This window comes from Mangrovimonas aestuarii, assembly GCF_028767185.1.
In the GTDB taxonomy this organism is placed as follows: Bacteria; Bacteroidota; Bacteroidia; order Flavobacteriales; family Flavobacteriaceae; genus Mangrovimonas_B; species Mangrovimonas_B aestuarii.
In genome coordinates, this window is record NZ_JARACK010000006.1 from 102,764 (window position 1) to 115,758 (window position 12,995).

General features: G+C 36.7%; 12 protein-coding genes. 4 read left to right on the forward strand and 8 right to left on the reverse strand.

Going from position 1 to position 12,995, the window contains the following annotated elements; translation table 11 throughout:
* Positions 1–6: 6 nt before the first annotated feature.
* On the reverse strand, positions 7–1,092 hold the full coding sequence (locus PWU04_RS09140) for an efflux RND transporter periplasmic adaptor subunit (protein WP_274475769.1): 1,086 nt from the start codon (positions 1,090–1,092) through the stop codon (positions 7–9).
* A 7-nt stretch (positions 1,093–1,099) separates the two neighbouring features.
* Positions 1,100–2,410, reverse strand: coding sequence for a TolC family protein (locus PWU04_RS09145; RefSeq protein ID WP_274475910.1), 1,311 nt, complete (start codon positions 2,408–2,410; stop codon positions 1,100–1,102).
* Positions 2,411–2,586: 176 nt separating this feature from the next.
* On the opposite strand from PWU04_RS09145, the gene PWU04_RS09150 reads away from it, so the two are divergent.
* Complete coding sequence (locus PWU04_RS09150) at positions 2,587–3,930, forward strand: serine hydrolase domain-containing protein (protein WP_274475770.1); 1,344 nt, start codon at positions 2,587–2,589, stop codon at positions 3,928–3,930.
* A gap of 78 nt (positions 3,931–4,008) precedes the next feature.
* Here the strand turns inward: PWU04_RS09150 and PWU04_RS09155 are convergent, their stop codons facing one another.
* From PWU04_RS09155 to PWU04_RS09165, 3 genes are all read right to left on the reverse strand, one after another.
* Positions 4,009–4,809: a TIGR00266 family protein gene (locus tag PWU04_RS09155; protein ID WP_274475771.1), complete on the reverse strand. Its 801-nt coding sequence runs from the start codon at positions 4,807–4,809 to the stop codon at positions 4,009–4,011.
* A 113-nt stretch (positions 4,810–4,922) separates the two neighbouring features.
* The gene (locus PWU04_RS09160) at positions 4,923–6,107 is read right to left on the reverse strand and encodes a lipoprotein N-acyltransferase Lnb domain-containing protein (protein ID WP_274475773.1); all 1,185 of its coding nucleotides are present in this window, start codon (positions 6,105–6,107) and stop codon (positions 4,923–4,925) included.
* Position 6,108: 1 nt separating this feature from the next.
* Positions 6,109–7,182: a putative type IX sorting system protein PorV2 gene (locus PWU04_RS09165; protein ID WP_274475775.1), complete on the reverse strand. Its 1,074-nt coding sequence runs from the start codon at positions 7,180–7,182 to the stop codon at positions 6,109–6,111.
* 125 nt (positions 7,183–7,307) lie between these two features.
* Here PWU04_RS09165 and PWU04_RS09170 point away from each other — a divergent pair, with 125 nt between their 5' ends.
* Complete coding sequence (locus PWU04_RS09170) at positions 7,308–8,063, forward strand: CDP-alcohol phosphatidyltransferase family protein (protein ID WP_274475776.1); 756 nt, start codon at positions 7,308–7,310, stop codon at positions 8,061–8,063.
* A gap of 18 nt (positions 8,064–8,081) precedes the next feature.
* Here the strand turns inward: PWU04_RS09170 and PWU04_RS09175 are convergent, their stop codons facing one another.
* On the reverse strand, positions 8,082–8,447 hold the full coding sequence (locus PWU04_RS09175; RefSeq protein ID WP_274475778.1) for a nuclear transport factor 2 family protein: 366 nt from the start codon (positions 8,445–8,447) through the stop codon (positions 8,082–8,084).
* A 312-nt stretch (positions 8,448–8,759) separates the two neighbouring features.
* On the opposite strand from PWU04_RS09175, the gene PWU04_RS09180 reads away from it, so the two are divergent.
* Positions 8,760–8,906 (forward strand): hypothetical protein, encoded by a 147-nt coding sequence (locus PWU04_RS09180; RefSeq protein ID WP_274475779.1) that lies wholly within the window; start codon positions 8,760–8,762, stop codon positions 8,904–8,906.
* A 160-nt stretch (positions 8,907–9,066) separates the two neighbouring features.
* Here PWU04_RS09180 and PWU04_RS09185 read toward each other — a convergent pair whose 3' ends face one another.
* Positions 9,067–9,687 (reverse strand): L-threonylcarbamoyladenylate synthase, encoded by a 621-nt coding sequence (locus PWU04_RS09185; protein ID WP_274475780.1) that lies wholly within the window; start codon positions 9,685–9,687, stop codon positions 9,067–9,069.
* A 44-nt stretch (positions 9,688–9,731) separates the two neighbouring features.
* Between PWU04_RS09185 and PWU04_RS09190 the strand changes: the two genes are divergently transcribed.
* On the forward strand, positions 9,732–10,610 hold the full coding sequence (locus tag PWU04_RS09190; protein ID WP_274475781.1) for an alpha/beta hydrolase: 879 nt from the start codon (positions 9,732–9,734) through the stop codon (positions 10,608–10,610).
* A 2-nt stretch (positions 10,611–10,612) separates the two neighbouring features.
* On the opposite strand, the gene PWU04_RS09195 is transcribed toward PWU04_RS09190, so the two are convergent.
* Positions 10,613–12,949 (reverse strand): ATP-dependent helicase, encoded by a 2,337-nt coding sequence (locus PWU04_RS09195; protein WP_274475783.1) that lies wholly within the window; start codon positions 12,947–12,949, stop codon positions 10,613–10,615.
* Positions 12,950–12,995: the final 46 nt, after the last annotated feature.

Consider the following 12,995-nt stretch of genomic DNA (forward strand, 5'->3'; position numbering starts at 1 on the left):
TATTTCTTATTGTTGAACATTTACTTTCACTCCATTGTAAAGTTTTCCCTGAGCGTTAACAATATAGGTTTCATTCAAACCTAACCCAGAAAGCACTTCCACTTGTTTACCATAGGTTCTTCCCAGTCTCAGCCACCTTAAAATAGCTGTCCCCTTCTCACTTACTGTATACACACCATTTAACTGTCCTTTGTTTACCAAAGCGCTGGTAGGGATAAGAACAGCTGTTTGATTTGATACCTTCTCTACAGGAATTTTCACAGTAGCATACATTCCAGACATCAAATTCTTTCCTGATGAATCTAGAGCTACTTTTACTAAAAATTGTCCACCTGTATGCTGAGCAGAAGTACTCACCTCTGATATGGTTCCTTTCAAATCTGTACCTGTCGAGGTTATCGTAACAGAAACACTATCTCCTAGTTTTACAGAAGCTATTTCTGACTCTGGAATACTAGCTTGAATCTCAAAACCTTTTCCTGAGGATTCTAAAGCAACAAGAGGCCTACCAGGATTGGCTAAATCTCCTTTTTCCACAAAAGTATTGGTTACCACCCCGCCAAATGGTGCACGTATATTACTGTATGCAAACTGGGCCTCTACTTCCTTTTTCATTTCACGAGCAGATTCTAGTCTTGCCTGAGCCATTTCGTATCTGGCCGTAATATCGTCGAGTTCCTTTTGTGTGGCACTCTGTTCTAAAAACAAGTTTTTAAATCGATTATAATCCTTTTCAGCATTCTTAAATGCTGCTTCTGCTTCCGAGATACCAGCATTCACTTGAGCTCGTTTTGCAACTAAATCTGAATTATTGATAACCACCAACAGCTCTCCTTTTTGGACTTTCTCTCCTACTTTTGCAGGTAATTGTTCCACAAATCCCATCATTCTCGTACTTAATGTTGCATGATTTGTTGCTTCCACCTTTCCACTGGCAGCAATAAAGGCGTTGGATTTGTTACTCTGAACCTTTCCGACCTCCACCTCTACAGCAGGGGTATCTATCATAGTTTTAGGTTCCTTGTCTTTCCCACAAGAGGTCGCTAGGGCTATCATTAAAACTGCTATTGTTAATTGTTTTATGCGTATCATGATCTTTTTATTCTTTGGTTAAAAATTCTAAATATGCCAAGGCATAATTATATTGATATAATGTTTGATAATATTCAAGTTGTTTTTTTGCATAAAGGCTTTCTGCCATCAATACGTCGGTAGTTTTTTCCAAGCCTTCTTTGAATCGGTTTGTTCTAATCCTCATTGATTCTTCAGACTGTTCTAGTGCCAAAGCCATTACATTCAAATTATTCTCTGCATCGTTCAACATGCGCTTTGCACGATCCAACTCCATTCTACTTTGAGAGAGATACTGATCATATTCCAATTTAGAGCGCTCATAAGCTGCTTTACTCTTTTGACTTTTCCCAAAACGCTTCGAGCCTTGAAATAAATCCCAGCTTAATTGAGCTCCGACAAGATACCCTGAAGCATCAGCTTGAAAAATATGGTCATCATAAAGCTGATAGCTTCCAAAAGCGTTCAATCTTGGTAAAAACGCCATTTTATTTGATTTATAGAGCTGATTGTGAGCTTGGGTCGCTTGTTCCATAGCCTGAATATCGGCTCTTGAACTAGGCACTTCCTGTACTTTCAATAAAGATTCAGCAACAACCAAACTATCTGATGGTTGAATAAGCTCCCCTTGAGGTTCATCTATTAAAAAAGCTAGGTAATCTGAAGCATTTTGCACATTGCTTTTTGCCTTTTGCAACTGACTCTTAACTTCCCCAACACGAACTTCTACTTCCAAAACATCTGCTCGTTGTAAATACCCTTGCTCAAAGCTATTATTGGCTAGATTTAGGTTCTCCTCAGCAGTTATTTTGACCTTTTCCAAAACACTTACGGCCTTATAAGCCAACTGAAGTTGCATATACGCCTTAGTAACCTCCAATTCCAGATATTCGCCTGAACGCTGAGATTTAAGTGCCATGGCTTCCATTTTGCTTTTAGCAGCCTTTCGTTGATAAACCCCATCTATATTTATTAATGGTTGCTGAAACTCCATTACTGTCGCGTAATTCTGAACTTGATCGGGATCGTTAAGAGTGATTGGATTAAAATCGTTAGCAGATATAATCTCTTGGTTTAACTTAGACCCAAAAGCCATCAATGGATTGGTTGTGGCCGTTGCAGTATAAGATACCGACACATTCGGAAGAAACACTGAATTTGTCTGTCGATAATCTGCTCGTGATTCTAAATACTCCTGTTGGGAAATTTTAAGACCTGTATTCTGTTCCATCGCTTTTTTTATTGCCTCATCCTTGCTTATTGGCTTCCCTTCTTGAGCAAAACCAATAAGCTGAAACAATAAAGTTGTAGATGTAATTATATAAGATGCTATTTTCATCATTTGTTAAATTTTGTTAATGCAAAGTTATACCTTAGAGACATCACGATCAGTAACATAAGTTACCTACATCCTCAATCGTGACCTATACATTTAAGAGGTGCTATTAATAATAGCATACGAAAGGCGCTACAAAACACCTTATTATTTATATTTAGCAATCAAAATTTTCACTGATGAAGAAAACACTTAAATGGAGTGGCTTACTACTGCTTGTTGTCGTTATTACTGCCGTTTACTTTAATTATCCCAAACTGAACATCATTACCGGCTTTGCAGCTAAAAGTGTTTGTTCCTGTACATTTGTTGCTGAAAGAGACCTAGCTTCAATTGAAAACGGTGATAACGATTTTAAACCTATACTCTATGCTACTAACACAATAAATGAAGAAGAACAATCGGTTACCTCAACCATTTTCGGACTTAATCCACGTAAGGCGATTTACAAAAAAGGATTAGGCTGCGTATTGGTTCCAAAAAACAATAAAAAGGAAGACAGCAGACCGATCCCAAAAAGAGACACATCAGCTATAGCTTTGCCCTTTCCTTATGGCAACTTACCTCAAAAAGACACCATTTTTTCAAATATAAATTACAATGCACTCCAAACAGCTGTAAGTAACGCATTTGATGTTCCTGGAGAAAAAAACAAACGTACCCGTGCCGTTGTAGTTGTTTACAACAACCATATTGTTGCTGAACAATACGCTTCCGGATTTAACAAAGACATAAAAATATTGGGATGGTCCATGACCAAAAGTATTACCTCAGCTGTTTTGGGAACTCTTGAGAGAGAAGGAAAAGTTGACTTAAATCAAGACCAACTGTTTACGGAATGGAAAGATGATGAACGTGCTAACATTACTCTTAATAATTTGGTACAGATGAATAGTGGATTGGAGTGGGTTGAAGATTATAATAAACTATCGGACGTTACCAACATGCTGTTTATGGATGCCAGCATGCCCAATGTGCAACTTAGCAAATCCCTTACCGGATCTCCAAACGCCAGCTGGAACTACTCTTCTGGAACCACAAATTTACTGTCCGGTTATATGAGAAACCAATTCCAAAGCTCTCAAGATTATATGGATTACTGGTATAGTGCTTTAATTGATAAAATTGGTATGCACAGTATGGTTGTTGAAACCGATTACTTAGGCAACTTTGTAGGTTCTTCTTATGCTTGGGCAACCGCTCGAGATTGGAGTAAATTTGGTCTTTTATACTTACACAATGGAAATTGGAATGGAGAGCAAATCCTAACCCGAGAATGGGTTGAGTATACCAAAACTCCTACCCCTACTTCCAACGGTTCTTATGGAGCCCAATTTTGGCTAAATGCTGGTGGTGATTTCCCTGGCGTTCCAAAAGACATGTTCTCATGTAATGGTTACCAAGGACAAAAAGTAAGCATTATACCATCTAAAGATGTTGTAATCGTTCGCTTTGGTCTTACAGAAAATCCAGAATTCGATTTTAACGGATTTCTTTCTGGAATAATAAGTGCAATAGAGTAAATAAAGACGCTTAGAACAAAACGAGAGCTCCAAATTTGTTCAGGGCTCTCGTTTATCATCTATCCAATGTAAGAAACATTAAAATCTATTATCTCCATCCAATAAATCGCCAAGCCCCCCAAGAATACTGCCTTCTCCTTTATCCTTTCCTCCGGCTCGAGGTGCGGCTGCAAGTACTCGACCAGCTAAACGGCTAAACGGTAAAGACTGAATATAAACTACTCCAGGCCCTCTAAGTTTGGCAAAAAACAAACCTTCACCTCCAAAAATAGTGTTCTTGATTCCTCCTATAAATTCGATATCGTAATCAATATCTTGAGTAAAACCAACAATACAACCAGTATCTACCCTTAAAGTTTCGCCGGTATGAAGTTGACGTCTAGCTAAAGTTCCACCTGCATGAACAAATGCCATTCCATCTCCTTCCAACTTCTGCATAATAAAACCTTCCCCTCCGAAGAAACCACGTCCTAAACGCTTACTGAATTCAATTCCTATACTCACACCTTTGGCTGCACATAAAAAAGCATCTTTTTGGCAAATAAATTTCCCTCCGTATTGTGTCAAGTCTATTGGCACTATCTTACCGGGATATGGAGAAGCAAAAGAAACTTTGCGTTTTCCACTTATGTTGTTATAAAAGGCTGTCATAAAAAGACTCTCCCCTGTTAGGATACGCTTCCCCGCTCCTAGTATCTTCCCCATAAAACCAGTATCCTTATGAGAACCATCTCCAAAAATGGTTTCCATTTGAATACCATCATCCATCATCATGAAACCACCGGCTTCTGCTATAACGCCTTCCTGAGGATCGAGTTCTATTTCTACATATTGCATTTCCTCACCATAAATATGGTAATCAATTTCGTGTGCTGTCATGGTTACTCTATATTACAATTTAACTACTTTATAAGTACGTTAATCCTTAGGATTGTTACACCTGTTAATAAAGTTAAAGAATTACCAGATAAAATAAATGCTAAATACGGAACCTAAAGACTTTTAAGGTTTCTTTTAATGTAAATGTAGCGAACCAATAATGCCACGTATAATGGTAAAACCCCAATAGGAAACTGTTGTACTCCCATAACCCAATGAAGTCCCATCAATCCAAGCATAATAATTAAGAAGCTGATGTAATTTGTAAACCAACGCTTTGGTAATGCTTTTGCAGCTTGTAAAAGAGCGAAAAGATTTATTGGAAAAGCCCAAAGTAAGTTATAGTTCTGTGCCGTCGCGGTATGGTCTGTAGCAAACCATAATAAAAGTAAAAATACCCCCAAGACTCCTGTAAAGGAAAAAATAACTCCATCAAGAATTCGGTTACGCTTTCCTCGCTTAATATCTAAATAAGTTAACCAAAGAACAATACATGCCAGTATTCCGAAAACAACTAACGGACTTACCAACCAACTATTTTGAACTTTTTGATGAGCTGGTTCAAAAATAACCTTAGTTTCCTTAACCAGTGGGTTTCCTTGGTGAGTTGCATTTGCGAAAAAGTCAAATATGTACTTAGGCAAAAACATATGCTCTTCGGGTTTAGCTGTTCTGTCTATTATGCTTCCCAAAGCCAAGTCTATTCCCAAACTTCCCCAGCTATTCTGATTTACATGGTCATGAATATTTTCACGAAATGTCTTCGGCTGAAAATCATTAGGAGCATGGAATTTTATTTCATTATTAAGAGATATTTGAGATACATCCCTAATTTTTGTAGCACAATTATCATAGAAAAAATCATAGAGATACGCTCTGTTTTCAGGTTTAGCATTGTTATAGAGATAATCAGCAAATGCCTGTTTTTGTTCCTTACTGATGGCCAAAATCTGCTCTCGAATCAGTCGATTTTGCTGCATATAACTGTTAAGCATATCAGCATACCTATTTACCCCCAATAGATAGTTTAACTTCCCCTGTGCAAACTTACCATAAAAATTAGGTGTACTAAAATCGTAAACCCCATAATTAAATACTATATCCAATTGATATAAAGGGTCTTTTATCCTAATAGCATTATGGCCAAACGCATCGTTTAGATTTTGCCCAGGCCCCATGGTCAGTATACTCACCTGTGCCCTATCGGACAATTCAGGAGCCTTGCCTTGAGCCCTTATAGCAACAATATTAAACAAACATAGAATAAGTGCTAACTTGGTTTTTAAGGCTGTTATCATATTATCTAAAAATGCTGAAATCCAGTTTTAATGAGAAAACATTTGAATACAAAGCCACACTCTGATCTCCAATATCTGTAAAGGCATAATCAATTTGTATTCCTTTATAGTTGAAACCTACTCCTAGACTAGGTTGAAAGCTAAGTTGCTCTGTGTTGTCAATTTGAATTTCATTTTGGAAATTCCCCATGCCTGCACGTAAGAATACCATATCCAAATAAGCAAACTGTAACCCTAAAGCTGGATTGATACTTGTTGCAGATGTAGAAATAATATCATTGGTTTCTGCAAAACGCATGTTTAAATCAACCTCAGCCAAAAGGCTGTAGTCATAACGAAAGCGGAATTCCTTAGATACCCCTAACTGTAATTTTGGAATTGTAATTTCTGTTGTTTCTGGCAATTCTTGATTTTGACCTTCCACAGCACCACTAATTTTCTCAAATTCTCCCTTATCAATACTCCAAGCATTGAATGTGGTCGTAATATCACGAGCCATAACTCCAAACTTCCAATTACTATTTGTTTGATATTGAATAGCTGCATCCAACCCGAAGCCCCATGAATTGGCAAAATCTCCAATAATTCTACGAATCACTTTAGCATTTACACCATACCTTATCTTATCCAAAGGTGATTTACGTGCATATGAAAAAGTCACACCATAATCGGCTGTTGAAAACAAACTAATACGATCGTAATTAATGTTACCTTGATTGTCTATTAACTGTGTGGTATTAAGGATATCATCAACTGCAAATCGAATTAGCGATACAGCTATAGCACTTCTATTATCTTCCAATGGCATAGCAAAAGCAGCATAATCGTAATTGGCAATATTGGCAAAATAACTAGAATGCATTAAAGCTAATTGGTTATCTCCTATATAGGTAAGACCTGCTGGATTCCAATAACCAGAATTCACGTCATGGGTATTTGCTATTACAGCATTACTCATTCCCAGTGCAGCTGCATCAACTCCAATGTTCATGAATTCATTGGAATATTTTCTAGCTGTTTGTCCTGTGATTAAAGCTGTTACAAACAATAAAAAAACAGTGATATATTTTCTCAATCGCAAAATTTTTACAAATATGCATATAAAAATTCAAATTAATTAACATGAAAAGTTAATAGATATTGTATTAACATAGCTTTAGACCGAAATTCTTTATTAATTTTACCGAAAACACTTAAAAAATGACCATTAAACGACATATTCCTAACTTTCTGACACTTATGAACTTGTTTTGCGGCAGCTTAGCAGCTATCTATGCAGTCCATAATTGTTTTGTTGCAGCAGCTCTTTTTGTGTTTTTAGGAATATTCTTTGACTTTTTTGATGGTTTTTTTGCTAGAGTTCTAAAAGTGCAAAGTGAGTTAGGTCTTCAACTAGACTCTCTAGCCGATATGGTAACAAGCGGTCTCGTACCTGGAATTGTTTTATTTAAGCTTATTTCAATGTCGAGTGGTGTAGCTAATATTGAGCCAGAATCATTTAACGATTGGACTTCTGTAAGCCATTGGTATGGTTTTAAATTCCCATTGATTGCATTAACAGGGATCTTGGTAACGCTTGGCGCAGGCTATAGATTGGCTAAATTTAATATTGACGACGAACAAAAAGATAGCTTTGTTGGTCTTCCAACGCCTGCTAACGCTATTTTAATATTGTCACTCCCCTTAATTATGGAATTTCAAAATAGTGACAAGATTAATGCTATAATACTCGATACTCGTTTTTTAATAGTCCTTAGCTTGCTAAGTGCCTACATAATGAATGCTAAGGTTAAATTATTTGCTCTTAAGTTTAAAACATGGAATTTTAAAGATAATAGCACGCGATACATCTTTCTTATTTTATGTATTGTTTTGCTAGTACTTCTTCACTTCGCTGCTATCCCTCTAATCATCCTTTTATACGTTTTAATGTCTTTAATAACCAAAAAGTCTTGACAGTAAAATACTAACAAACTAAAACATACCGTTTTCGTTTAGAAGGTTTTCAGGTATTGTCTGACCAAAATCCCAGAGTTCGGCTATTTCCCCACCTTCAAACCTAAAAATATGCATAACAACAGTTCCTATATCTGCTGGATATTGCTTAATATGGGAATGGACAGCCACCATATGACCATCGGCTATTACATGCTTAATATAAAATTCTTTATTGGGATTTTGTTTAGCATCAGCATCCATTGCTGCTATAAGAGTTTTAGCGTCTCCTTTAAAAAAAGCATTATGATGTTTGAAGTTCGGAGCTGCATATCTTGAAAAGGCATCCTGAGCCTCACCAAATGCACATAACTTTAAAAAATCTTGAGTTATATGTTTATACATAGATTGCACATTTAACCTCGGTAACCCTAATCCTCACACAAAGATACACTACTGATCTTAAAATGATTTAAACCAATTCATTTTAACACAAACAGTTATGGATTAATTCTGTTTATCGCTAAAATTTGGATTTCAGCTACAATCCTGTTATTCAACGAATAATACATTTAAGACAACTAATTTATAAACAACCTGTTAGCTTAATATTGTATATTTACTGTTAATGAAAAACGACCTATAATGGGTCGTTTTTTTGCCCTTCAACAATCGTATTAGCCTCTACCTATAACCTACTGCCTAAATCGTTGAAGCATGGAAAACGTATTGAATTACAGATTTCGGAGACGATCCAAAAACTACTATGATTGGATGCTTAACATCATCAAATCTGAAAAGTACCACCAAACTGAAGCGATGATTGCAGATAATAGTACGCGCCAATACTTTAAAGTTGGATAATGCCTATGCCAATCATTACGCTTTAACACTTTTGAATCACTCATAATCTGTAAAAAACCTAAGCACTTTACAGAATAACTTTTATGCCCACTACTATCTGATGTAGCTGGGCTTTTTGTACTGTAATTAATTTAGCAATTTGATTATCTAGATTGAAAGACTAGAATATGTCTAAGCTCCCTTTTCCTTCACGAACTATCTCTGGAACATCTTCTGATAAATCTATAACGGTCGAGGCTTCATTATCTCCATAACCTCCATCTACAACAATATCAACCAAATTATCCCATTTCTCCAAAATGAGCTCAGGGTCGGTAGTATACTCCAAAATCGCATCATCATCATGTATAGAAGTAGACACGATAGGGTTACCCAGTGCTTTTACAATTTCTAAAGCAATATTATTTTCTGGCACACGAATTCCAACAGTTTTACGTTTTTTAAACGGATTGGGCAAAGTTTTAGCTCCAGGTAAAATAAACGTATAGGGACCTGGTAGGGCACGTTTTAAAATTTTGAAGGTCGTAGAGTCAATTTGCTTAACATAATCGCTAAGATTACTTAAATCATGGCACACAAAAGAAAAATTAGACTTTTCCAACTTCACCCCCTTTAATCGCGCAATACGCTCTAAAGCCTTGATATTGGTAATGTCGCATCCCAAACCATAAACCGTATCGGTGGGATAAATAATAACACCACCACGTTTTAACGTTGCTACAACCTGAGCTACAGCTTTAGGGTTGGGGTTTTCTTCATATATCCTTATAAACTCTGCCATAATTAGTATCTTGCTGATATTGTACTACAAATTAACCATAATTTATGATAAAGCCCAGCATAAAACAGTTCTTCTTGTGGCTAATAATAGGAGTAATAACTTATTCATGTTCTGATGACTCTATTGACTCTTCTCAAGACAACACACCTGAACCACTTGAATATGCTGAATTATTAAACCTTACATACGGGATTGATCCCGAACAGGTTTTGGATATCTATTTACCAGCTAATAGAAGTGAGGACACCAAAACAATTATATTAGTTCATGGTGGCGGTTGGACTTCTGGCGACAAATCAGATATGGAGGCCATTCGACTATTTATCCAATCAGCTCTTCCTGAAATTGCTTTGGTTAATATGAACTATAGACTGGCAAATGAGAACGCCCCTCCCTACCCAATGCAAATAGATGATATTAGCTTAGCAGTTGATTTTTTAGAATCAAAAAGCAAGGATTATGTAATTTCTGAAACCTTAGGCTTTGTAGGCGTAAGTGCCGGAGCCCATTTATCGTTATTATGGAGTTATGCATTTGATGAGGATCAGGATGTTGCTATGGCCTGTAGCATTGTTGGACCAGTTAATTTTACCGACCCGGCCTATTTGGAAAGCGAAGATGGGAACATTCAAGCATATCTTGAATTATTTGGAATAGATCCAACAATCTCCTATTTAGAAACTATAAGCCCTTTTCACCAAGTTACCACTATCTCTCCTCCTACCATTTTGTTTTATGGCGGCCAGGATCCTTTGGTGCCAATTTCGCAAGGCATAGACATGGCTGAAAAATTAGAAAGTTTAGACGTTCCTTTTGAGTTTACTTTATATGAAAATGCCGGCCATGGATGGACCGGCACTGAACTTTTAGATACCTCCAACAAACTGATAGCGTTTATTGAAAACTATTTATTGGAAAATTGATTTTAACTTATCACTTCCAGCTTGGCAAACCTCAACAACAGCTTTTTAACTCCATTGGTTTCAAATTTAATTTCAGCCTTACTATCACCACCAACACCTTCAATAGATATTACCTCTCCTTTTCCAAAACGTTGGTGATCCACCACATTTCCAACAGAAAGAGTCCCATCAAAAGGTTTAGCAGATACAGCCGATGTTTTTGAAACAGGTTTTAAGTTTTTAGGTGTATTTACAACTTTCTTCTTAATCGGTTGTGGTGCCGTCTTCTTTTTAAACTCAGGTTGTTTTGCCTTTTTAAAGCGTATGGTTTTCGATGGAATATCATCTCCAAAAATATCAGCGTCCAACATTGGATTAAATCGCTGCTCTTCTTTAGGGGTTAATATTTCAAGATATTCTTCGTCTATTTCCTGTATAAATCGACTAGGTTCAGCATCAATTAGTTTCCCCCAACGATAGCGTGATAAGGTATAGGTTAAATAAGCTTGCTTCTCTGCCCTTGTTAAAGCCACGTAGAACAAACGACGTTCTTCCTCAAGCTCAGAACGGGTATTCATACTCATAGCACTTGGAAACAAGTCTTCTTCCATTCCTACAATATATACATATGGAAACTCCAACCCTTTAGCCAAGTGAATTGTCATTAACGCTACTTGGTCATCATCTCCTTTGTCATTATCTAAATCGGTAGCAAGAGCAACATCTTCAAGGAATTCAGAAAGAGATGCAGTTGCATCGGCAATTTCCCTCTGTCCTTCCACAAAGTCCTTCATACCATTAAGCAACTCCTCGATATTTTCCATTCTAGCAACACCTTCTGGCGTACTATCTTTATTGAACTCTTTTATAAGACCTGTTGCTTTAGTAACATGTTCAGCCAATTCAAACACATTGGCTGTTTGGTTCATCACCTGAAAGCTTTCTATCATGGTCACAAAATCCTGAAGCTTTCCTTTTGTTCCAGAATTTATTTTAATATCGGTTTTATCGATATTCTTCATAACCTCAAAAATAGAGCGCTTATAGCCATTGGCTGCAACAACTAACCTATCAATTGTAGTCTGCCCTATTCCTCTTCCCGGGTAATTGATTACACGCTTAAGCGCCTCTTCATCTGCAGGGTTAATAATCAACCTTAAATATGAAAGAACATCTTTAATCTCTTTTCTCTGATAAAACGACAGTCCTCCGTAAATACGATATGGAATTCCTCGCTTACGTAACGCATCTTCTATTGCACGTGATTGGGCATTTGTTCTATACAAAACGGAAAAATCACTGTTTTTAAGCTGATTTTGCATTTTGTTTTCAAAAATAGAACCTGCCACATAACGACCTTCATCACCATCAGTAAGCAAACGGTTTACTATAATCTTCCCTCCCTCTTCATTGGCCGTCCAAACTTCCTTGTCCAATTTGGTTTGGTTATGCTCAATTACCGAGTTTGCTGCGTTTACTATATTTTTGGTTGAACGATAGTTCTGTTCCAATCTAAACATTTTCACATCATCGTAATCTCTTTGGAAATTAAGAATGTTGTTAATGTTAGCACCACGGAAGGCATAGATACTCTGAGCATCATCACCTACCACACAAATGTTCTGAAATCTATCTGATAACGCTCTAACTATTAAATACTGAGAATGGTTGGTATCCTGATACTCATCTACCAAAATATAGCGGAATCTGTCTTGATATTTTGCCAATACATCCGGAAAACGTGTCAATAGTTCATTCGTTTTAAGCAATAAGTCGTCAAAATCCATTGCTCCCGCTTTAAAACAACGATCTACATATTCTTTGTAAATATCACCTAATCTGGGACGTTTGGCCATTGTATCGGCTTCAATAAGTTCCGGATTATTAAAATATGCTTTTACAGTTACCAAACTGTTTTTATAAGACGATATTCTGGAAAGTACTTGCTTGTATTTATAAACATCCTTATCCAAATTCATTTCTTTGATAATAGCTGAAATCAGCCTTTGGGAATCCTGTGAATCGTAAATAGTAAAATTGCTTGGATACCCTAAACGATCAGCTTCGAACCTTAAGATTTTAGCAAAAATGGAGTGAAAAGTTCCCATCCATAAATTCTTTGCTTCACTCTGACCGACAATAGACGCAATACGCTCTTTCATTTCACGTGCTGCCTTATTAGTAAATGTTAGCGAAAGAATATTAAAAGGATCTACACCTTGACTCATCAAATAGGCAATTCTGTAGGTAAGAACTCGAGTCTTCCCCGATCCTGCACCTGCGATAACTATCATTGGTCCATCTTTTTGGATTGTAGGTGCTAATTGTGCTTCGTTTAATTGACTTAAATACTTCTCCAAACCATTATCATTTTTACGCCGTGAAATTAATCAATGTTAGTTGTTT